General features: G+C 74.5%; 18 protein-coding genes. 9 read left to right on the top strand and 9 right to left on the bottom strand.

Going from position 1 to position 21,313, the window contains the following annotated elements:
- The first annotated feature begins 61 nt into the window (after positions 1 to 61).
- The 3 genes from ACFRMQ_RS01475 (at position 62) to ACFRMQ_RS01465 (ending at position 5,526) form a co-directional block, all read left to right on the top strand.
- The gene (locus tag ACFRMQ_RS01475; RefSeq protein ID WP_380725654.1) at positions 62 to 1,132 is read left to right on the top strand and encodes a GAF domain-containing protein; all 1,071 of its coding nucleotides are present in this window, start codon (positions 62 to 64) and stop codon (positions 1,130 to 1,132) included.
- Between the two features lie 322 nt (positions 1,133 to 1,454).
- Positions 1,455 to 3,077 carry a lipase maturation factor family protein gene (locus ACFRMQ_RS01470; protein ID WP_380725693.1) on the top strand — a complete coding sequence of 541 codons (1,623 nt, stop codon included), beginning with the start codon at positions 1,455 to 1,457 and terminating at the stop codon, positions 3,075 to 3,077.
- A gap of 298 nt (positions 3,078 to 3,375) precedes the next feature.
- Complete coding sequence (locus ACFRMQ_RS01465; protein WP_380725652.1) at positions 3,376 to 5,526, top strand: hypothetical protein; 2,151 nt, start codon at positions 3,376 to 3,378, stop codon at positions 5,524 to 5,526.
- Between the two features lie 130 nt (positions 5,527 to 5,656).
- Here ACFRMQ_RS01465 and ACFRMQ_RS01460 read toward each other — a convergent pair whose 3' ends face one another.
- Together ACFRMQ_RS01460 and ACFRMQ_RS01455 are read right to left on the bottom strand one after the other, a co-directional pair.
- Entirely contained in the window at positions 5,657 to 6,484 is an 828-nt protein-coding gene (locus ACFRMQ_RS01460) for a M55 family metallopeptidase (RefSeq protein ID WP_380725650.1), read from the bottom strand.
- Between the two features lie 12 nt (positions 6,485 to 6,496).
- The gene (locus ACFRMQ_RS01455) at positions 6,497 to 7,345 is read right to left on the bottom strand and encodes a helical backbone metal receptor (protein ID WP_380725648.1); all 849 of its coding nucleotides are present in this window, start codon (positions 7,343 to 7,345) and stop codon (positions 6,497 to 6,499) included.
- 270 nt (positions 7,346 to 7,615) lie between these two features.
- Here ACFRMQ_RS01455 and ACFRMQ_RS01450 point away from each other — a divergent pair, with 270 nt between their 5' ends.
- The 3 genes from ACFRMQ_RS01450 to ACFRMQ_RS01440 are packed head-to-tail and all read left to right on the top strand — an operon-like array spanning position 7,616 to position 10,671.
- Positions 7,616 to 8,755: an ABC transporter substrate-binding protein gene (locus tag ACFRMQ_RS01450; RefSeq protein WP_380725646.1), complete on the top strand. Its 1,140-nt coding sequence runs from the start codon at positions 7,616 to 7,618 to the stop codon at positions 8,753 to 8,755.
- A gap of 3 nt (positions 8,756 to 8,758) precedes the next feature.
- On the top strand, positions 8,759 to 9,847 hold the full coding sequence (locus ACFRMQ_RS01445) for a FecCD family ABC transporter permease (protein WP_380725644.1): 1,089 nt from the start codon (positions 8,759 to 8,761) through the stop codon (positions 9,845 to 9,847).
- A complete protein-coding gene (locus tag ACFRMQ_RS01440) occupies positions 9,844 to 10,671 on the top strand; it encodes an ABC transporter ATP-binding protein (RefSeq protein WP_380725642.1) in 828 nt (275 codons plus the stop codon). Before ACFRMQ_RS01445 ends, ACFRMQ_RS01440 begins: the two co-directional genes overlap by 4 nt.
- Positions 10,672 to 10,719: 48 nt before the next feature.
- Here the strand turns inward: ACFRMQ_RS01440 and ACFRMQ_RS01435 are convergent, their stop codons facing one another.
- The 4 genes from ACFRMQ_RS01435 to ACFRMQ_RS01420 form a co-directional block, all read right to left on the bottom strand.
- Positions 10,720 to 11,796, bottom strand: a complete 1,077-nt coding sequence (locus ACFRMQ_RS01435) for an L-tyrosine/L-tryptophan isonitrile synthase family protein (protein ID WP_380725639.1) — start codon at positions 11,794 to 11,796, stop codon at positions 10,720 to 10,722.
- Between the two features lie 97 nt (positions 11,797 to 11,893).
- On the bottom strand, positions 11,894 to 13,207 hold the full coding sequence (locus ACFRMQ_RS01430) for a cytochrome P450 (protein ID WP_380725637.1): 1,314 nt from the start codon (positions 13,205 to 13,207) through the stop codon (positions 11,894 to 11,896).
- 48 nt (positions 13,208 to 13,255) lie between these two features.
- On the bottom strand, positions 13,256 to 14,650 hold the full coding sequence (locus tag ACFRMQ_RS01425; protein ID WP_380725635.1) for an MFS transporter: 1,395 nt from the start codon (positions 14,648 to 14,650) through the stop codon (positions 13,256 to 13,258).
- Positions 14,651 to 14,905: 255 nt separating this feature from the next.
- Positions 14,906 to 15,508 (bottom strand): sigma-70 family RNA polymerase sigma factor, encoded by a 603-nt coding sequence (locus tag ACFRMQ_RS01420; RefSeq protein WP_380725633.1) that lies wholly within the window; start codon positions 15,506 to 15,508, stop codon positions 14,906 to 14,908.
- Between the two features lie 16 nt (positions 15,509 to 15,524).
- On the opposite strand from ACFRMQ_RS01420, the gene ACFRMQ_RS01415 reads away from it, so the two are divergent.
- Positions 15,525 to 15,776: a zf-HC2 domain-containing protein gene (locus tag ACFRMQ_RS01415; RefSeq protein WP_380725631.1), complete on the top strand. Its 252-nt coding sequence runs from the start codon at positions 15,525 to 15,527 to the stop codon at positions 15,774 to 15,776.
- 315 nt (positions 15,777 to 16,091) lie between these two features.
- On the opposite strand, the gene ACFRMQ_RS01410 is transcribed toward ACFRMQ_RS01415, so the two are convergent.
- The gene (locus ACFRMQ_RS01410; protein ID WP_380725629.1) at positions 16,092 to 17,009 is read right to left on the bottom strand and encodes a hypothetical protein; all 918 of its coding nucleotides are present in this window, start codon (positions 17,007 to 17,009) and stop codon (positions 16,092 to 16,094) included.
- An 867-nt stretch (positions 17,010 to 17,876) separates the two neighbouring features.
- On the opposite strand from ACFRMQ_RS01410, the gene ACFRMQ_RS01405 reads away from it, so the two are divergent.
- Positions 17,877 to 19,064: a cytochrome P450 gene (locus ACFRMQ_RS01405; protein WP_380725691.1), complete on the top strand. Its 1,188-nt coding sequence runs from the start codon at positions 17,877 to 17,879 to the stop codon at positions 19,062 to 19,064.
- A 151-nt stretch (positions 19,065 to 19,215) separates the two neighbouring features.
- Here ACFRMQ_RS01405 and ACFRMQ_RS01400 read toward each other — a convergent pair whose 3' ends face one another.
- Positions 19,216 to 19,923 carry an N-acyl homoserine lactonase family protein gene (locus tag ACFRMQ_RS01400; RefSeq protein ID WP_380725627.1) on the bottom strand — a complete coding sequence of 236 codons (708 nt, stop codon included), beginning with the start codon at positions 19,921 to 19,923 and terminating at the stop codon, positions 19,216 to 19,218.
- A 55-nt stretch (positions 19,924 to 19,978) separates the two neighbouring features.
- Positions 19,979 to 20,437 (bottom strand): Lrp/AsnC family transcriptional regulator, encoded by a 459-nt coding sequence (locus ACFRMQ_RS01395; protein WP_049652743.1) that lies wholly within the window; start codon positions 20,435 to 20,437, stop codon positions 19,979 to 19,981.
- Between the two features lie 229 nt (positions 20,438 to 20,666).
- On the opposite strand from ACFRMQ_RS01395, the gene ACFRMQ_RS01390 reads away from it, so the two are divergent.
- Positions 20,667 to 21,296 (top strand): LysE family translocator, encoded by a 630-nt coding sequence (locus ACFRMQ_RS01390; protein WP_380725624.1) that lies wholly within the window; start codon positions 20,667 to 20,669, stop codon positions 21,294 to 21,296.
- The last annotated feature ends 17 nt before the right edge of the window (positions 21,297 to 21,313 follow it).

Here is a 21,313-nt window from a genome sequence, read left to right as displayed (position 1 = left end):
AAGGCCGAGGAACGCCGAACCCCCGGTCCCCGTCGTCCTGATCTCTGGTTACATGTGCGCCATGACTGATGTGATGAGCACTCAAGGCCAGTTCCCGGGTGCCTCGGGGGAGTCCGAGCGAACCCGCAGGCTGCGCGGCCTTGGGCTCAACGACCCGTCCGCGGACGAGGCATTCGACCGCTTCGCCCATCTCGCAGCCAGTATCACGCGCGCTCCCATTGCGATGGTCAACTTCATCAATGACGAACGTCAGATGTTCCGGGGGCTCTACATTCCGCCAAATGCGGCCGACGCGGCCGAGAACGGACCGTCCTGGGCGGACCGCGGCATCGCCTTCGACCTCCCCACCCGAGAGATGCCGCTGAGTCACGGCTTCTGCCCGCACGTCGTCGCCCAGCGGTCCCCCCTCGCGCTCGACGACATCCTCGCCTACCCCCGGTTCGCCGGAAACCCGGTGGTGGACGAACTCGGCGTCCGCGCCTACCTCGGCGCCCCGCTCGTCGACGACACCAACACCGTCATCGGCACCGTCTGCGTCCTCGACCGGGAACCCCGGCAGTGGGGGCGCGAGCGGCTGCGCGACATCCAGCACCTCGCCGAGGCGCTGCTCTCCGAGATCCGGCTGCGCGACAACCTGCTCGCCCAGCGCCAGGAGATGTTCGCCGCCTTCGACGGCTCGCCGTTCCCCATCATGCTCACCGAGGGCCCGGGCCAGGAGATCCGGTACGCCAACGCCCAGCACGCCGACACCTTCGGCGCACCGAGCGCGTACGGGGCGATCGGCGCCGCCTACCCGCAACTCGGCGCGGCGGGCCTCGAACGAGCCGTCGTGGAGGCCTTCCACACGGCCCGCACCACCGTCCTCGACAACATCCGGGTCCCGTCCGTCCACCCCGACGCCCAGCGCGGCCAGCAGGTCTTCAGCTTCACCTGCACCCCGCTGCGGTCCGCCCTCACCGGCCGGATCAACGGCGTCCTCACCGTCGGCATGGACGTCACCGCGCAGTCCCGCACCGAGGAGGAGATCGGCACGCTGGCCGCGCTGCTCGTCGACCGGCTCCAGCAGAGCGGTGCCACCACCACCGGCCGCCCGCTCGTCCTCGGCGAGCCCGGACCGGTCCTGCCCGGCTGAACTCCGGCCGGTCCCGACCGGCCCGACGTCGGCCGACGCGACCGTCCGCCACCATGGCGGGGAGCCTCTCACCCCCGAGGAGAGGGTCCCCGCCACGGTGCTCTCCGGGGTCGGGAGTTCACGCGCGGGTGCCGACCGCGAACCCCGCCCGGGGCGCCGGCCACGAGCCCGTCCAGGGGCCGACCGGAGGCTTCCGCCCAGCGCGGCGCCGGCCGCGAACCCCGCCCGGGGCGCCGACTGCGGGCCGAGCGGGTGAACCGCCCGTCCTCCGCCGCCCCGACCCGGCCCGCACCCGGGGCGCCGGGTGGTAGGCATGGGCCGCATGGACTGGTTCGCCGCCCCCGACTACTGGCCGAGCCGGCTGCTCGTCCAACGCCTGCTCGCCGTCCTCTTCCTGATCGGATTCCTGGCCGCCGCCGCGCAGTTCCGCGCGCTGATCGGCACCGACGGCATGCTCCCCGTGCCCCGCTTCACCGCCCGGGTCCCGTTCCGGCGCTCACCCGGCCTGTTCCACCTCCACTACAGCGACCGCTTCTTCGCCGCCGTCGCCTGGAACGGCGCCGCCCTCGCCGCGGCGGTCGCGGCCGGGCTCGGCGACGTCGTCCCGCTCTGGGCGTCGGTGCTGCTCTGGCTGGTGCTCTGGGCCCTCTACCTGTCCATCGTCAACGTCGGGCAGACCTGGTACTCCTTCGGCTGGGAGTCCCTGCTGCTCGAAGCGGGCTTCCTCGCCGCCTTCCTGGGCAACGCCGACACGGCCCCGCCCACCCTGGTGCTGTGGCTGATGCGCTGGCTGGTGTTCCGGGTCGAGTTCGGCGCCGGACTGATCAAGCTGCGCGGCGACAGCTGTTGGCGCGACCTGACCTGCCTGCGCTACCACCACGAGACCCAGCCGATGCCCGGACCGCTCAGCTGGTTCTTCCACCACCTGCCCGACCCGCTGCACCGGGTCGAGGCGGCCGCCAACCACGTCGTCCAACTCGTCGTACCGGTATGCCTGCTGGTGCCGCAGCCGGTCGCGAGCTACGCCGCCTGCGCCGTCCTCGCCACCCAGCTCTGGCTGATCGCCTCCGGCAACTTCGCCTGGCTCAACTGGCTGACCGTCGCCCTCGCCCTCGCCGCCGTGGAACCGGCCCGCCTCGGCCTGCCCGTCCACACCCGCGCCTACCCCGGCTCCCCACTCTGGTTCGAGGCACTGGTGATCGCGCTGACCGCCGCCGTCGTGGTGCTCAGCTACTGGCCGGTGCGCAACATGATCTCCCGCGGCCAGGCCATGAACCGCTCCTTCAACCGGCTCCACCTCGTCAACACCTACGGCGCCTTCGGCAGCGTCAACCGGCTCCGCCAGGAGGTGGTGGTCGAGGGAACCGACGACACCGCGCTCACCCCGCACACCGTCTGGCGCGAGTACGGCTTCAAGGGCAAACCCGGCGACGTACGCCGCCTCCCGCGCCAGTTCGCGCCCTACCACCTGCGGCTCGACTGGCTGATGTGGTTCGCCGGCATCTCGCCCGGCTACGCCCGCCCCTGGTTCCTGCCCTTCGTCGCCCGCCTGCTCTCCGGCGACCGGGCCACCCTGCGGCTGCTGCGCCACAACCCCTTCCCGGACGCACCGCCGACCCACGTCCGGGCGACCCTCTACCTCTACCGGTTCACCGATTGGCGCGAACTGCGGGAAACCGGCGCGTGGTGGCACCGGACGGCGCTCGGCGAGTTCCTCGCCCCGGTCGATCTGCGGACCCTCGGCCGGGCCGGTCACCGGCCACCGACCGGCCGACGGGGCCCGGCGGCGGGGCGCGGCACCCGGGAGGTGCCGCTGGAACGGTTGCGCCGGCTCGGCCGTCCGGCCGCCGACCGGACGGATCACGGACCGGATAGCGGACCGGACCGCGACACCGGCCGCGACCGCGGGCCGTCCGGCGGCGACCGGCGCGAAGAACCGAGGTGAACCGCGCCCGGCCATCCGCCCGGACCGTCGGGGAACCACCGCCGGACCACCACGGGGCCGATGTGGATCACCCGCTCGGACCGCCCGAGTGGCGGCCAGGCGGGCGGTATGGCATACGACACCCGCCCGTCGCGGCGGTGGGTGCGTGCAAGGCTCGAACGGGCACCCGTATTCTGGGCGTCCACAACCGGCGGCCCGACCGCGCGCCCCCTCGCCCCGCCCCAGGGGCTACCCCGCGCACCGGTCCGCCGCCCCCTCGCCGCCAGCCCCGCCGTCGTCGCCCAGAACCGGACCTCACATGACAGTGCTTCACTCGCGCAACGCCGACGCAGCCGACCCGGCGGACGTCGCCGACGCCGCAGACGTCAAGGACCCCCAGGACGCCGCCGCGGAGCCCGACCTCCGCGAGGACCTCGGCCGCTACGCCGAGCTCGGGGCCTTCACGCTCGCCGCCGAGACCCACGCCTGGTACGCGGCCGTCGACACCGTCGAGACCCCCGAGGACGCCCGGGCCGCCTCCACGGCCCTCGCCGAACTGCGCGGCAGCGACCTCACGCAGACCTGGGAGACCGTCGTCGCCCTCGCCGCCGAGGTCAAGCTCGACGAGCCCGGCACCGTCGCCAAGACCGCGCTGCTGGTCGAGATGCTCCAGCGGGTGCACCGCACCTCCGCCACGCTGTTCCCCGCCGCGTACGACGCCGACCTCGGAGCCCTCGCCGCCGCCACCGCCGACAGCACCTGGCGCCGCGAGAACGGCGTGAAGCTGTCCTGGCTGCGCGGCCGCTCGCTGCGCAAGCAGGCCGTGGCGCTCGCCACCGACCGCCGCATCCGCCGTGAGGACCTGCACGAGGCCCTCACCTCCGCCGAGATCGAGCGCCGCGCCTGGACCGCGCTCGCCCCGACTGGCACCCTCCCGCGGGTGCCCGCCGACGGCGCCCTGGTCGACCGCACCGCCCAGGCCTTCGAGGCGATCAACAACGGCCTGCGCGGCCTCGCCCGGCTGCTGCCCGACCACGACCTGGACGGGCTGCCCTTCGCCGAGCTGATCGACCTGGTCGAGCGGCTCGCCGCCGACGAGGGCACCCTGTACCGCCTGCCCACCATCCGCGGCCTGCGTGCCGGCCTGGAGGAGGCCGGCCTCGCCGACCTGCTGTCCGAACTCGCCGCCGCCAAGGCCGACCGCCGCGCCGCCGAGGCCGCGTACACGGCCCGCCAGGCGCTGGTGGCCGGGCAGCGCGACGGGCTGGCGAAGGAGACCGTCACCGAGGAGACGGTGGTTGAGGAGACGGATACCGAGGAGGCGGCCGAGTCCGAGGCTGTGGTCGAGGCCGGGGTCGAGAACGGTCGCGAGGCCGTGGCCACGGCCGGGGCTGACGCCGAGATCGAGTCCATCGTCGCGGAGACCGGGGCTGCGGAGACCAAGGCTGCGGAGACCGGGCCCGAGGAGCCGGCCGATCGGGCCGACGCCGAGGTGGCTGCTCTGCAGGCGCTGGCCGGCGGTCAGCGGGACGGCCTTGTGGAGGAGGTCCCGGTGTCGGTGACGGCTACCGAGGCCGAGACCGAGGCCGACTCTGAGGCTGACGCCGAAGCGGCTCCGGACGCGGTTGTCGCCGACGCCGAGCCCGAGGCGGAGCAGACCGAGGCGCAGACCCCGGCGGCTGTGGTCTCCCTCCCGGCGCCCTCCCCGGCGGCCGACGACCTGGTGGCCGTCGCCACCGCCGCCTTGGCCGAGGCCGTGCCCGGGGATGAGTCGACGGCTGTCGAGACCGTCGAGGTAGGGGAGGCTGCTGCTGAGGTCGCGGTCGAGGAGCCGGCTGTCGAGGCTGACGCCCCTGCGGCCAAGGTCGCCGAGGTGGCCGCTGAGGTCGAGCCGGCGGTCGAGCCCGAGCCCGAGGCCGTTGTGGTGGAGCCTGCCGTCGAGGCGGAGGCGGTTGAAGCCGAGTCTGCCGGGGACGCTGCCGAGTCAGAGCCTGAGGCTGTTGCCGCCGAGGCCGAGGTTGCCGCCGAGGCGGCTGAGGCTGAGGTGGAGAAGTCGGCGGCCGAGGAGCCGGCTGCGGAGGCTGTCGAGCCTGAGGCTGTCGCTGCCGAGCTGGAGCCGGTTGTGGAGCCCGAGCCCGAGCCTGAGCCCCTCGCCGAGGAGCCCGCTGCCGTCGCCGAGGCCCCCGTCGCTGAGCCCGAGCCCGTCGTCGAGCCCGAAGCGGTTGTCGAGCCCGAGCCCGAGCCGGTGGCCGACGCCCGTCCCGCGAAGCCGGACTTCACGCCCGGTCGTCCCGTGACCGCCTACTCCGCCGACGAGCTGCTCGCCGTCGTGCGGTGGCTGGACGGCGACGGGGTCAAGCGGACGGACGAGGAACTGCTGCGGGCGGCCATGAAGGAGCTGGGCTTCGCCCGCCTCGGTCCGCGGATCAAGGAGGCACTGGGCGCCGCCGTCGCCACCGCGCGCGGCTGACGCCCTACCACCGCGAGGCTCAGGGCCCGGGACGCGTGTCCCGGGCCCTGCCGTGTTCCGGCCGTGCCGGAGTGATGTCCGTCGGTCGCCGTCCCACACCGCGACCTACGCCGTTCGGATCGATCGTGGCCTAACCGGGCTTGACGGTCGCGAGCTGTGCGAGCAGCAGGACCAGCCGGTACGCCTCGGCGAAGTCGGCGACGGTGAAGGCGACCGTCCGTCCGCCCCCGACGCGCGAGACACCCGGCACGAGGGTCGCCAGGTCGACCGTGAACGGCGCCGAGAGGTCGACCTCGATCTTCAGGGGTCCGGCAAGGGCCAACGGGGAGACGTCCGCGCGCCGGGTGACGGCCTCGGTGGCCGCACGGCGCAGCCGCTCCCGGGCTTCCTCGGGGTGGAGGGCGACGGCGGCGCCGTGGCCGAGGGCCTGCTTGACCGCGACGGTGGCCGCGGAGGGCACCAGATCCCTGAGTTCGGCGCAGGCGCTGTCGTCGCCGCTGAGCAGGACGACCGGCACGCCCAGGTGTCCGGCCATGGCGGTGTTGAGACCGATCTCGCCCATGGAACGCCCGGCCACGCGTACGTCGAGGATGCCGTCGTTCATGGTGTGTGCGAGCACGGCCGGGCCGCGGCCGGGCCGGGCGTGGTAGCCGACGAGCAGCAGCGCGTCCGTCCGGTCGTCGAGCCCGCCGAGCATGCCCAGCGGACGCGGCTTGCCGCGGACCAGGCAGGCCCGTCGGTCGAGTTCCTCCGGCAGCAGGTTGCGGAACGGCCCGTGGGAGTCGGCGACCCACACCTCGGCGGTGGGTTCGGCGTCCAGCACACCGGCGATCGCGCTGTTCGCCTCGGCCGTCGCCAACACACGGCCGCGTTCGTAGTCGTAGTGGCCCGGATTCGTCTCGGTGGGATGCACGATCCCCGAGATGCCCTCCACATCGACGGATATCAGAACCTTCATGACCCGGGGAGTCTAGGTGCCGCCCGTGCCGCCCGTGCCGCCTGTGCTGTTCGTGCGGCCCGGCCCGACCGGGTGGTCCAGTGCTCGCCGCAGGACGGCCGGGGCGGTCACCAGGGACGGCCCGTACCAGGTCAGGTGCCGTCCGCTGACCAGAGCCGCCGGTGTGCCGGGGAACGACTCCGGGCCGTCCTCGGCCGAGAAGCGGTACGGCTCGTCCGGCAGGACCACCAACTCGGGCCGGCAGGCGATCAGTTCGGGCAGCGGGATGGCGGGGTAGCGCTCGGGGTGGTCGGCGTGGACGAGCCGCGGGCCCAGCCGGCGCAGCAGGTCCCCGGCGAAGGTGTCGCGGCCGAGGACCATCCACGGGCGGCGCCAGATCGGCACGACGGTCCGCGGGCCGTCGTGCCCTTGGCGGGGGGTGTCGCTTCCGAGCCGGGACCAGGCCGCCTCCGCCTCGCCCAGCCAGGCCGGGCGGGGCAGCCCGCAGGCGGTGGTCAGCAGTCGGTCCAGGGAGCGGAAGGCGCCGTCCAGGGTGCGGATGTCGGTGACCCAGACCGGCACACCGGCCGCCCTGAGCGCGTCCAGGTCCGGGCGGCGGTTCTCCTCGTCGTTGGCGAGGACGAGGTCCGGCGCCAGCGCGAGGACGCGCCGGACGTCCGGGTTCTTGGTGCCGCCGACCCGGGTGACGGACAGGCCGGCGGGGTGGCTGCACCAGTCCGTGGCGCCGACCAGGAGGCCGGGCGCGGTGACGGCGAGTGCCTCGGTCAGCGAGGGCACCAGGGAGACCACTCGGCGGGGCGGGTGCGGCCCGAGCCGGACGGGGACGTCGAGGTCGTCGCGCGGGGCGGTGGGGTCGGCCATCCGGCCACCCTACGTCCGGGGGTCTTCGCGCGGACCGGTCGCGGACTGGTCGCGGACCGGTCGAGGGCTGGTCGCGGACCGGTTGACGACCGGTCGTGCCCCGTCGCCCCCGTCGAGCCTCGCCGAGACCGGGCGGAACCGGGCGAGACCTGTCAGGGCCCGCCAGGATCCGACGCGATTGCCCGGGAACCCGACGCCCGGGCCGGCCGACTACCTGGTCCGGGTCCGCAGCACGGGCCCAGCACGATCACCGACCAGGAGAGAGTTGTCATGCGCCCTCGAGTCGTCTGCGCAATCGCGGCCGCCGTCGCCCTGTTCGCCACGGCCTGCGGAAGCGGGGCCGGGGGCGGGCAGAGCCCCTCCGTCACCCTCCAGGCCGCGCCGGACGGCGGGTTCCCCGTCAAGGTCGCCGACTGCGCCGGCCAGGAGACCACCATCGCCAAGGCGCCGACGAAGATCGTCACCAGCAACGCGGCCGGCCTGGAGCTGCTGCTCCAACTCGGCGCGGGCGACCGGGTGATCGGCACCGGCTTCCCGCCCGGCAAGGGCACGCTGCCCGCCGCCGTGGCCGGGCAGGGCGCCAAGGTGCCGGCGCTCGGGGACAAGGGCATCCCCAAGGAGAAGCTGCTCGGCTCCGGAGCCGACCTCTACCTGGACACCTTCGGCGCGATGCCGATGATGGGTGGTGGCGCCACCGGCCCGAGCGAGGAGGAGTTCGCGGCGGCCGGCATCCGGCACGTCTACCTGCTCTCCACCGCCTGCGCCGGGACACCGAAGGCCGCCAAGGCCCCGCGCACCGACCTCACCGCGATCGCGGACGACGTCCGCCGGATCGGCGCCGTCACCGGGACCGCCGCGCGGGCACAGGAGCTGGTCGCCGGGATGGACAAGCAACTCGGCGAGGTCCGCACCGCGCTCGCCGCCGTGCCGGAGGGGCAGCGGCCGAGCTACTTCGTCTTCGACTTCGACGCCGGCACCAAGCAGCCGGTGGCGGTCTGCGGACGCCAGATCGCCAACGCCGTGATCACCCAGGCCGGGGCCCGCAACGTGTTCGCCGACTGCGACGCCGACTTCAAGCCCGGCTCCTGGGAGGACGTGGTCGCCAAGAACCCGGACTGGATCCAGCTCGCCGTGCGCAACCGGGGCAGCGAGGAGGCCACCCGCAAAGCCTTCGACGAGGCCGAGGCCTTCCTGAAGGGCTTCCCCGCGACCCAGGGCCTGAAGGCCGTCCAGGAGGGCCACTTCGTCCGACTCGGCTCCGAGGTGACCACCATCGCGGGCGTGCGCAACGCCGACGCCGTCCGGCAGATCGCCGCCACCGTCCACCCCGACCTCGTGAAGGGCGCCACCCCTGGGAAGGGTGCTACGCCCGGGGGCGCCGCCGCCGCCCCCGCCGAGAACGGGCAGTAGCCGGTGACCCCGGCCGTCACTCGGCAGCGACGCGACCAGCCCCGTCCGGCCCGCACCCTGCGGGCCGGGCCGCTGGCCGTGGTGCTCGCCGCCGCCCTGGTGCTCGCGCTGACCGCCGCCGTCTCACTCGGATCGGTGGACGTCCCGCCCGGCGAGGTCTGGTCGGTGGTCGCCCGCCGGCTCACCGGACGGGCCCCCGAACCCGGCACCCGCGACCTCATCATCTGGCAACTGCGGGCCCCCCGGGCCCTGTTGGCGGCCCTGGTGGGCGCCGGACTCGGCCTGGTCGGCACCGCCGTGCAGGCACTGGTCCGCAACCCGCTCGCCGACCCCTACCTGCTGGGCATCTCCTCCGGCGCCTCGCTCGGCGCGGTCGCCGCCATCGTCCTCGGCACCACCCTCGGGCTCCAGCTCTCCTTCGGCGGCGCGCTCGGCCTCACCGTCTCCCTGGCGGCGTTCGCCGGCGCGCTCGCCGCGTTCTCGCTGGTCTGGCTGATGGCCCGGCGCGGCGGCGGCTTCGCCCCGCTGCGCCTGGTCCTCGCGGGCATCGGCATCGCCCAGTTCCTCGGCGGCATCACCAGCTACCTGGTCCTCCAGACCCGCGACGAGCAGCAGACCAGGGGCGTGCTGTTCTGGCTGATGGGCAGCCTCGGCGGCGCCGTGTGGGCCCAACTCGCCGTCCCGGCGGTCGCCGTGGCGCTCGGACTGGCCCTGCTCCAGGCCCGCGCCCGGGGACTCAACGCGATGCTGATGGGGGACGAGACGGCCGCCGGGCTCGGGGTCGACGTCACCCGGCTGCGCCGCGAGGTCTTCGTCGTCACCAGCGTGCTCACCGGGGTGCTGGTCGCCGTCTCCGGCGCGATCGGCTTCGTCGGACTGATGGTCCCGCACGTGTGCCGCCTGCTCGTCGGCGGCGACCACCGGCGGCTGCTGCCGCTGTCCGCGCTCACCGGGGCCCTGCTGCTCGTCGTCGTCGACACCGCGGCCCGCACCGCCCTGGACGGCCAGGAACTGCCGATCGGCGTGGTCACCGCCGTCATCGGCGCCCCGACCCTGCTCTACCTGCTGGACCGACGACTGGAGCGCAATTGAAGATCGCCGTCGAGGACTTGAGCGTCGCCCTGGCCGGCCGTACGGTGCTGGCCGGGGCGAGTCTGATCGCCGAGGAGGGGGAGATCGCCGGACTGGTCGGGCCCAACGGGAGCGGCAAGTCCAGCCTGCTGCGCACCGTCTACCGGCACCTGCGGCCGAGCGCCGGCCGGGTGCTGCTGGCCGGGCGGGACCTGGCGGAGCTGCGCCCCGCCGAGTCCGCCCGGCACATCGGGGCACTGCCCCAGGAGCGCGGCGGGGACTTCGAGTTGAGCGTCCTGGAGGTGGTCGCGATGGGCCGCACGCCCTACAAGCGGGCCTTCGCCGCCGATGACGCCGAGGACCACCGGATAACCGCCGAGGCGCTGGACCGGGTCGGCCTGGCCGAAGCCGCCGACCGGCGGTTCGCCCGGCTCTCCGGCGGCGAACGGCAACGGGTGCTGCTGGCCAGGGCGCTCGCCCAACAGCCGGACGTCCTGGTGCTGGACGAGCCGACCAACCACCTGGACGTCCGGCACCAGGTCGAACTGCTCGCCCTGCTCCGGGAGCAGCGCCGCACCACCCTGGTCGCCCTGCACGACCTCAACGCCGCCGCCTCGGTCTGCGACCGGCTGCACGTCCTGCACCGGGGCGCCCTGGTGGCCTCCGGTCCGCCGCGCGAGGTGCTGACCGCCGAGCTGCTGGCCGAGGTCTTCGGGGTGCGGGCGGCGGTGGTCGAACACCCGCTCACCGGGGACCCGTTGATCGCCATCGACCACCGCGGCCCGGCGGCCGCGGACTCCGCCGCCGGCGCCGGCGCGCTGGACTGTGCGGGCGGCCCGCGCTAGGGCCCTGTCCGGCCGATCTAGCCGGGCCCGCGATCGACCGGACAGGACCTAACGGCTCCGGTGGGTCTCGCCGGGACGCTCGCCGAGACGCTCGCCGAGGATCTCGGCGGGACCTTCGGCGAAGTTCTCGGCGAGGCCCTGGCCGTGGCTCTCGCGGTGCCCCTCGTAGTGGCTCGGCCGGCCGTCCCGGAGCACCAGCCGGCCGAGCCGGGCGGCCTCGTCGCTGCGCAGCAACTCCCTTGCGTCGTCCGCCCGGTTGAGCACCGATGAGTGCCAGGGCGTGGTCCAGGCGTCGGCCGCCGCCAGCAGCCGGATGCCGAACTTGGCGGCGCCGGCCGGCTGCGGGTGGATGGAGAGCCGGACGGCGCGCGGGTGGTGCTCGGCTATCAACTCGCCCCAGGCGCGACTGCGCTGGATCACGCCGTAGGCGCGGCGGCGGCACTCCCGCTGGAGGGCGGAGCGGGTGCCGGTGAATCCGACGGTGTCCTCGGTGAGGAAGCGGGTGATGCCCCGGTACAGCCGCAGCGTCTCCTCCTCGGCCAGCACCTGTTCGCGCAACTCCTCGACGCTGGGCGCGTACCGGGCGTGCACCCGGGCGCGCTTCTCGTCGTACGGGAGGTCGCCGAGGACGGCCCGCAGGTCGAAGGTGTCGAGGTGGGTCAGCCCCTCGCGGGCGATCATGGCGGTCAGGGCGTCGGAGTAGGCGTCGATGTGGTCGTCCGGGACGTTGATCAGGTCGCCGAAGATGTGCCCGTCGGAGCAGATCAGCATGCGGGCGCCGGGGGCGTGGAGTCGGCCGATCTCGGCGCAGAGCCCGTCGAGGAAGGACAGCGAAAGGCGCTCGCCCTCGTCGGGCAGGTGGCCGAGGACCTTCGCCGGGTTCGGCGACTTGCAGGGGAAGCCCGGCAGAGTGAGGACGATGGGCTCGTCGGCGGCGATGAATTCCGCCAACTGCGAGAGCTGGAGCGGGAAGTGCTCGGGACGGGCGTCGAACTCCGGGTCGGCGGCGCGGCGGTGCGGGAGCAGCAGGCCGAGGACGCGGGCGGCGAGCCGGTCGGGCGAGGGGCGGTCCTCCAGGGCGGTGGTGGTGACGGCGGGGGCGGGGGCGGTGCCGACGGGCGGCATGGTGGGTCCTCCACGGAAGGTGGCGCGCCAGGGAAGGTGGTGCGGTACGGGCGGCGGGCAGGGGAGTCTGGTGATCCGGTGATCCGGTGATCCGGGGTCAGTGGCGGCGGTCGTAGGCGACCGGAAGCCGGTTCACCCCGCGCGCCAGGACGGCCGGAATCCAGGTGAGTTCGTCCAGTCCGTCCCCGGGGTTCCCGGCGGGGCGCAGACCGGCCAGCCGGGTGAGCAGGGTGGCGAGGGCGACCTGGAGTTCGGCCCGGGCCAGCGCGGCGCCGGGGCAGTAGTGGATGCCGTGGCCGAAGGCCAGATGGGCGTTGGGGGTGCGGTCGAGGTCGAGGCGGTCGGCCTCGGGGAACTGCTCGTCGTCGCGGTTGGCGGCGCAGAGCGAGACGATCACGGAGTCGCCGGCCGGGACGGTGGTGCCGAAGAGCTCGCCGTCCTCGGCGAGGAACCGCCAGGTGGTGAGCTCGAACGCGGCGTCGTGCCGCAGCAGTTCCTCCACCGCTCGGGCGAGGCGGCCGGGGTCGTCGACGCCCTCGCGCAGCCGGGCGAGCTGCTCGGGGTGGCGCAGCAGGGTGATCAGCATGGTGGTGATCTGGTTGGTGACCGGCTCCTGCCCGGCGACCAGCAGCTGGAACACCATCGAGTCCAGTTCCGACCGGCTCAACTCGCCCTCGTCATGGGCGCGGACGAGCCGGCCCAGCAGGTCCTCCGGCGCCGCCCAACCGGGCTCCCGGCAGTCGGCGCGCTTACGGTCGACCACGTCGGCGATGTATGCCTGGAGGCCGCGCAGCCGGGCCTCGTAGGCCGGGCGGCCGGGGTCCTGCGGGCCGACCGGCTGGACGACCTTGCCCCAGTCCCGGTCGAATCGCTCCGCCAACTCGGGCGGCAGGCCGATGACTTCGGCGAGGACGCGGAAGGGGTAGAGGGCGGCGAAGCCGGCCACCAGGTCCGCGCCTCCGGACTCCGGCAGCCGGTCCACCAGGGCGTCGGCGAGCGCCCGGAAACGGGGGCGCAGCGACTCCACCCGGCGCGGGGCGAAGGCGTCCAGGACGAGGCGGCGCATCGAGGTGTGCTGGGGCGGGTCCTGGTGGAGCAGGTGGACCTGGAGCTGTGAGTGCTGCGGCTCCGGCATGATCGACGCGCGTCGGCGCCAGTCGTCGTTGCCCAGGGCGTGGTTCTTGCCCAATCGGGGGTCGTTGAGGGTCGCGTGCGCCGCCCGGTATCCGGTGACCAGCCAGGCGTGGATGCCGCTCGGGAACTCCACCCGGTGCACCGGTCCGGCCTCGCGCATCCGCCGGTAGAGCGGGTACGGATCGCTCTTGTACGCCTGGCCGTACAGCGGCACGGGGGAGGGAAGGGGGTCTTCGCCGTACGGGCAACGCGGGCTGTCGGGGGTGGTGTCGCTCATCTGGGGTGATCCTTGGAGGGGAGGGGTCCGGCGTGTCGGGTGGCGTGGTCAGCCGCGGGCGTGGGCGTGGGCGTGGGGGCGGGGGCGGTGCAGGGTGAGCAGGGCGACGGCCGTCGACGCGACCAGGGCGGCCAGGGCGATGCCGGCGCGCGTCCCGGTGACGGCGCGGTCGTCGGCCAGGGCGGCGGCGGTGGCGAGGGCCGGGCCGAGCGCGAAGCCGAGGCTGCGGGCGAGTTGGACGGCGGAACCGGCGGTGGCGAGCTTTCCGGGCGGGGAGGCGGACATCACCAGGGCCTGGGTGGGGCCGCCGTTGAGGCCCATCCCGGCCCCGGCGAGGGCGAGGCGCGCGGCGATCTCGGGCGCGGACCAGCCGCTGTCGAGGGGAACGAGCAGGGCCAGTCCGAGGGTGGTGACGGCGGCGCCGGTCAGCGCCGTGGGGCGGGCGCCCCAGCGGTCGGCCAGCCGCCCGCCGACCCGGCCGGCCAGCACCATGCCGAGCGGGAACGCCAGCATGGTGAGCGCGGTGGCGGTGGCGCTCTCGCCCCGGGGACCGCGCAGGTGCTGGGCCAGCAGGTAGTGGCAGGCGGCGAAGCCGGCCGCGAGTGCCAGGACGGAGGCATTGACTCCGGTGGTTCCGGCGGCCCTCAGCACCTCCGCGACGGGCCGACCGCCCGGGCGGCGCAGCCAGAGCAGCACCAGCGGTGCGGCGGGCAGCGTGAGCAGCAGCCACTGCGGAGCCCTGGGGGCCAGGGTGAGCCCGAGCAGGACGGCGGCCACCGCGGCGCCGATCAGCGCGGCGTCGCCGAGCGAGGCCCGGTCGGGCGGCCGCAGCCCGCCGCGACGCGGGGCGTGGCGCCGGACGATCAGGAAGGCGGCCAGGCAGACCGGGAGCTTGACCAGGAAGATCGCCCGCCAGCCGAGGTGGTCCAGCAGCAGGCCGCCGACCACCGGCCCGGTGATGGCACCGAGCGGACCGAGCGTCGCGGGCACGCTCATCGCCCGACCGCGCAGCTCGGGCCGGACGGAGGTCGCGGCGAGCACCGGCATCAGGACGAAGAGCACGGCGCCGAAGGCGCCCTGCGACAGCCGGGCCGCGATCAGCCAGCCGACCCAGGGGGCACAGGCGGCCAGGGCGCCGCACAGGGCGAAGCCGCCGACGGCGAGCAGCAGGGCCGACCGGGTGCCGACCTGGTCCAGCCAGCGTCCGGCGGGCAACAGCAGGGCGACGAGCGGGAGTTGGTAGCCAAGGGCGGCCCACTGGGCCACTCCGGGGGACACCTGCAGGCCGGTTGAGATGTCGGTCAGCGCGAGGTTGACCACGTTCATGTCGAGCATCGCGACGAACGACAGCAGGCCGGCGGCTATGACCAGGATCCAGCGGTCGGCCGAGGGTTGTTGACGATCTGTCAGGGATGTGGTGGTCGGGTGCGGTGGCGCCGCCATCGAGTCCCTCCGTTTCCCGTGCTGTCGTTCCGGACACCGCCTCGGCGGCGGGCTCCGGTACAGCAGTCGGGGGCGTGGGGGCTCCGGTTCCGAACACGTGGCGGAATTTTTTTCCGGGGCCCGGCGGGGGTTGGTGGGCGGCGCGCTTCAGCGAACAGCTGACAACTGACAGATTTCGAAATCTGTCAGTTGTCAGCTGTCATCTGTCATCCGTCGCCCGCTGACGGCGACCGCCACTCGGCAGGCGACCGTCACTCAGCAGGCGGCCGCGAGCTCCCCGGCCTCGGCGGCGCGCAGGCGTGCCACCAACTCCTCCCGCGCCCGGGCGACCCGGGAGCGCACGGTTCCGACGGGGCAGCCGGCGACCGCCGCGGCCTCCGCGTAGCTCAGGCCGACCACCTGTGTCAGGACGAAGGCCTCCCGTCGCTGAGCGGGCACCCGTTCGAGCAGGTCGCCGAGCGCGATGCCGTCCTCGAACCCGGCCGTCGGCGCGCCGCCCTGCCGCTCGGCGGCCTCCTGCCAGTCCGGCAGCACCGCGCAGCGAGGCCGGGCGGCCGCCATCCGGTACCGGTCGATCACCGTGCGCCGGGCGATCGAGAGCAGCCAGGTGCGGGCGGAGGAACGCCCGGCGAACGAGGGCAGGCCGCGCAGCGCGCGCAGGAAGGTCTCCTGGGCGAGGTCGTCGGCGGACTGCACGTCGGTCAGGTGGGCGACGAATCGCCAGACGTCCCGCTGGGTCGCGCGGACGAAGGCCTCGACGTCCGCTGACCGCCCGGAGCGGGCGGTCAGCGCCAGCGCGGTGAGCTGCTCGTCATCCACGGCGGCCCCCGACCCGGTCGGTCCCGGTGCCAGGGCCATGCGGAACGATGGTCATATGAGATGCGCGCAATTTCGCACGGCCCTGTCCGCCCGGCTGGACGGCGAACCGAGCGGTCTGCCGGAGGTCCGGCTGGACAAGCACGTCGCGCGCTGCACCGGCTGCCGGGACTGGCTGGCACGGGCGCAACGGCTGCGCGCTCAGGTGCGGACGGGCACCGCCGACGGGCCCTCGCCCGAGTGGTCGGCGCGGCTGCTGGTCCGACTGGGTGAAGACCGGACGGGAGAACAGCCCCCCGGGCCGCGGTAGCCGAGGCCGGGGCGCGCGGGGGAGTGTGAACGGTGGGACGGTAGCGCGGGCCGGAGCCGATGCGCCGTCGAAGTCAGGCATGGGAAGGTCCCGAGGGAAGGCGGGGGAACGGCACCGCGCAAGGCGGCGCCGTAGGTGTCCGTGGGCAGCCGCGCGGCACACCCGGACCCCGGGGGAGTCACGGCGGCGGGCGCGGGCCCGGGCCCTGACGGCGCGGCGGCGCGAAGGCACGGCCGTACGGCAGGGCGACCTGCCCGTCGCGAACGTCCCGGCGACCGGAGGCGGCCGGGGGTGAGGTGAGGAGCGGCGGGCGCGTCAGCAGGCGAGGGCGAGCGCCGGCGGCCCACGCCGGACCACGGCGTGCGTCAGCAGCACCGACCGGCAGGGCCGGGCCCGGTCGTCGGTCGGGCGGGGAGACGCCGGGGCCCGGTGGCCGAAGGGGCGCGCGAACAGCGCCACCAGCGGGAGCAGCAGCGCCCCCGCGACCACCGAGCCGAGCGCGCCGAGCAGCTCGAAGAGCCGGACCAGCGCCGCGTCACCGCGCCAGAGCAGGAGCGCGCACGCCAGCGCGGCGAGCACGTGGGCGGCGGTCATCCCCGGTGACAAGCCGTGGGACATCCCGTGCGCCATGGCGCGCGCCGGTGCGTGCGCCGGTCCGCCCACCAGATCCTGCGCCAATTCGTACGATCCGCCGCCGTGAAGAGTCCCGTCGGGCATCAGATGCGGCCCGGCGGGCATTCCCGCCGGCCCGGGAAGGTCCGGCCCCAGGGCCGTCGTCCCCGAGACCGCGTGGTGCGTGCCGGCGGTCGGCCGCAGGCTGCCGGCGCTCGGCGGGACGTCCGGGTCGATGCCCGCCATCCGCGCCAGTTCCGCCGGGGAGAGCCCACCGGGCACACGGTCGGGATTGCAGAGCAGCAGGGCGGCCCAATCCGTGGTGGCGAACCGGCCGAAGCCGCTGTCCCCCCGGGAGATCGCCCCGGCCTGTTCGAACAGCTGGTGCAGCGCGATCTGCGCCACCACCATCCAGAGGCTGATCACCCCGAGCCCGCGCCGTTTCCCGGCGAGCAGCCAGGTCAGTCCGAGGACCGCCCCGAGCGCTCCGGTCAGCACGGCCGGGGACACGCCGGATCCGGCCATCGCGACGTGCGCGGTGGCGGCCATCGCCACGCACAGCGCGGCGAAGACCACGGCGCGCAGCAGGCGGATCCGGTCGGTCATCACGATGGCACTCATCGTCGCACCCACACGGCCCGGCCCGTACCGCACCCTCCGGTCATGGCCGGTTCCGTGGCGTGAGACCATGCCCGGCCACTCGCCGCGCGGCCCGTCGGTCGACCCGTTCGACCGGGTTCGACCCGGGTTCGGCCCGGCTGTCGCACCGGCGCGCCGACCCGACCAGCCGCTCGTAGGACCATCGGGGCGGTTTGACAGCGCCGATCGCCTGCTCACTAAATGTGCTCCACCCAGTGCGGTGCGTACCGGGACGATGCCATCCAGAAGTAGGGAGGTCCGGTCTTGAAGACCCCGACGGATGCCTCGGCGCCCATCGCCGACACTGCCGAGTCCGCTGCCACCACGGAGCCGACGGTCCCGGCACAGGCGACCGCCCCGGAACAGGCGAAGGCCCCGGCCCAGGCCGAGGACCTCGTCGAACAGCCCGAGCCCGCTCCGGCCGAGGCCGAGGCCAAGGCCAAGGCCAAGGCCAAGGACAGGAACGAGGCCAAGAACGAGGCCGGGGCGCCGACCGAGCAGGTCGAGCAGGGCGAGGTCCTCGATCAGACGGCCTCCGCCGAGCAGGCCGTCTCCGCCGAACCCGCCGAACCGACCGACGCGGCCGAGGCCACCGAACCGGCTGAGCAGAGCGGTGCGGTGAAGGGCGCGGTGAAGGCCGAGAAGCAGCCGGAACGAGCCGAAGCCGCCGACCCGTCCCGGCGAACCGACGCCGCTGAACCCGCCGACCGGGCCGTGCCCGCCGATTCGGCCGAGTCCACCGACCCGTCGGAGGCGGAGGAACCGACCGACCCCGAGGCCGAGGCCGAGCCCGCCACCGAGCCCGAGCCCGCCGCTCCCGCGGACCTCGCCGACCCCCGCTTCTGGCAGCTGCCCGCCGCCGACCGCGCCGCCGCCTTCGCCGAGCTGCGCCGCCGCCCCGCCCCGGTGTTCTTCGGCGACCGCGCCGCCGGCAGGGGCTTCCACGCCCTGGTGCGCCACGCCGACGTGGTCGAGGCCAGCCGCACCCCCGCCGTCTTCCTCAGCGGCCCCGGCGTGACCACCCCCGTCCCGGCCCGCTGGGTCCGGCTGCTGTTCGGTGACTCGATGGTCAACCTGGACGACCCCCGCCACGCCCAGCTGCGCAAGATCGTCTCGCGGGCCTTCACCCCGCGACTGCTCGACCGGGTCGAGGAGGACGTCCGGCGGATCAGCACCGAGCTGGTCGACCGGATCGAGCGGGAGCGGCCGGAGGACTTCGTGACCGCGGTCGCCGCCGAACTCCCCTTCCAGGTGATCTGCACCATGATGGGCATCCCCGAGGAGCCGCGCCGCACCATCCTCGACCTGGTCAACCGCACCTCGGAGGACATCGGAGTGGGCCGCCCGCTGCGCCGCAGGCTCCGGGTGCCGGGGCGCGGGCTGCGGGCGCTCGCCCGGATGCAGGGCGTCGTCGCCGGGATCGGCCGCCAGCGCCGTCGGCGGCCGGAGGAGGACCTGATCTCCGCGCTGGTCACCGCCGACGTGGACGGCCGCCGGCTCACCGGGCGTGAGCTGGGTGCCTTCTTCAGCCTGCTGCTGGTGGCCGGGGTCGAGACCACCCGCAACGCGCTGGCTCACGGCCTGCACCTGCTGACCGTCAACCCCGAGCAGCGCGAGCTGCTGCTCGCCGACCTCGACGGCGCGCTCGACGGCGCGGTGGACGAGATGGTCCGCCACTCCGCGCCGATCATCCAGTTCAACCGGACCCTCGCCGTCGACCACGAGCTGGGCGGCCCGGGCGGCCACCTGCTGCGGGCGGGCGAGAAGGTCGCCCTGTTCTACGGCTCGGCCAACCGGGACGAGGAGGTCTTCCCCGACCCGGACGCCTTCGACATCACCCGCACGCCCAACCCCCACCTCGGCTTCGGCGGGGGCGGCCCGCACTACTGTCTCGGCGCGCACCTGGCCCGGCAGGAGATGACGGTGCTGTTCCGCGAGCTGTTCACGCGACTGCCCGAGGCGCGGTCGGTCGGCGAGCCGGAGCTCGTCCCGTCCAGCTTCGACCACCGGGTCCGCTCGCTGCGCTTCACCTTCTGACGGCCGGACCGGTTCCAGTCGGGCCACGCCGGGCGTGAGCCGTGCCGGGTCCGTGCCGTGCCGTGCCGGGCCCGAGCCGTGCCCGGCCGTGAGGCGGTGCGGGATCGGGCCGTGGTCCGGAGCAGGGCCCGGCCCCGGTGCGGGGCCGCCCCTACCCGGTCGGCTCCCACACCGCGTGGTCGTGCGCGAACAGCACCCGCAGCGGCGCGTGCTCCGCGACCCGGTCGAGCCAGGCCCGGTACCCGGGCAGCGGTGCGGCCACGCCTTCGTGCGCCGCCCGCCGGGCGAGCAGCGCCTGACCGTACTCGGAGGCGAAGTCGTAGGCCTGCCCGGCCAGCAGGACCGGCCCACCGCCCGGGCGGTCGACGAGCAACGACTGGTGACCCGCGGTGTGGCCGGGAGTGGGCAGCACCCGTACGCCCGGCCAGACCTCCTCCTCGCCGTCGAGCTCGCGGTACTCGGCGCCGGGGAAGTCGACCAGCGCGTCGATGGTGTGACCGCCGCGTCGGGCGGTGGCCAGCTCTTCGGCCTGGACCAGGACGGGCGTGCCGGCGAACAGCGGGTTGCCACCGCAGTGGTCGAAGTGCAGGTGGCAGTTGACCACCAGGTCGATGTCGGTGACGGCGACCCCGGCCGTGGCGAGCGCCTCCGGCAGCGGGCGGCGCACCGGACGGTAGTGCGCCTCGGTCTCCGGCTCGCCGCTGCCGATCCCGGTGTCGAACAACAGCAGTCCCTCCGGGCGCCGGACCAGGTACGCGAGCACCGGTTCCACCCGCGGCTCCGGACCTCCCACCTCGGCGGCCGGCCGGACGAAGTACCCCAGGTCGAGACGGCGGATCACACGCAATTCAGCCCCCATGTCGCAGTGCGTCGCGCTGCCCGTACGGGCAGCCGCGCAGGCCCCGGTTCGCACCCTACCCGCCGACCGGCAGCCCCCGGTCCGCCTTCACCTGCTTCATCGTCAGGTGCGAGTTGACCTGAGCGATGCCCGGCAGACCGGAGAGCACGTCGGTGATGAAGCGCTCGTACGCGGCTATGTCGGCCACCGCGATCCGCAGCAGGTAGTCCGGCTCGCCGAACAGGCGGTGCGCCTCGACCACCTCGGGCAACTCGGCCACCCGGCGCTCGAACTCGGCGACCGTCACCTGGTCCTCGTGACGCATGGTGATCGTCACGAAGGGCTGGAAGCCGCGCCCGACCGCCGCGCCGTCCAGCACCGCCCGGTAGCCGCGGATCACGCCGTCCTGTTCCAGTTGGCGCACCCGGCGCAGGCAGGGGGAGGGGGTGAGGTCCACCCGGGAGGCCAGCTCGGCGTTGGTCAGGCGGCCGTCCTGCTGGAGCTCGCGGAGGATTCTGCGGTCGATTCGGTCCATGGCGCAACATTCTGCCAAAGCGCCGCCCTGACCAGCATGAAGTGGCCATCGTGTGCCAGCCCGATCCGGCTACCTTCAGTGACCGCACCGGTTGCCGGGCCGCCGCGGCCCACCACCGGGACCGTCCTCGGTCATCATCCGCCGCGGCGTCCCCGGCCGACTGCCGGAACACCCCCGGCCCACCGCCGGAACACCCACCACGACGAGCACGACAGGCACGCCCACGCCCATGGACACCCACGCCCTCCTCCTCTTCCTCGGAGTCGACCTGCTGCTGGTCTGCACCCCGGGCCCCGACTGGCTCTACATCGCCGCCCGCGGCCTCGGCCAGGGCCGGCGCGCCGCGCTCATCGCGGTCGGCGGGGTCTGCGCCGGGTACGCCGTCCACACCCTGCTCTCCAGCGCCGGACTGGCCGCCGCGCTGCGCGCCGTCCCGGCCGCCCTGCCCGTGCTGCGCCTCACCGGCGCCGCGTACCTGCTGGTGCTGGCCGTCATGATGCTGCTCGCACTGCGCAAGGGCGGGGGCGCGTCCGCTCTCGCCGAGCCCAAGCCGCAGCCCACCGCGACGGTGCTGCGCCAGAGCATGCTGACCGCGTTGCTCAACCCCAAGGGACTGCTGCTCTACCTCTCCCTGGTGCCGCAGTTCGTCGACCCGGAGGCCGCGCTGCCGGTCGGCGGGCAGGTGCTCGCGCTCGGCTCGCTGAACGTGCTGGCCTGCGCGGTGGTGTACGGGCTGGTCGCGCACGCCAGCGGGCGCCTCGGCGGCCGGTTCGGCGGCACCCCGAAGGCGGCCCGCCGGATGACCATGGTCTCGGCGGTGCTGCTGATGCTGGTGGCGGGCGTCACAGCGACCGCCTGAGAAGGGGAGCACAATGC

This window comes from Kitasatospora sp. NPDC056783 (assembly GCF_042789895.1).
Classification (GTDB): Bacteria; Actinomycetota; Actinomycetes; order Streptomycetales; family Streptomycetaceae; genus Kitasatospora.
This window is presented reverse-complemented; position numbering and strand designations above follow the sequence as displayed.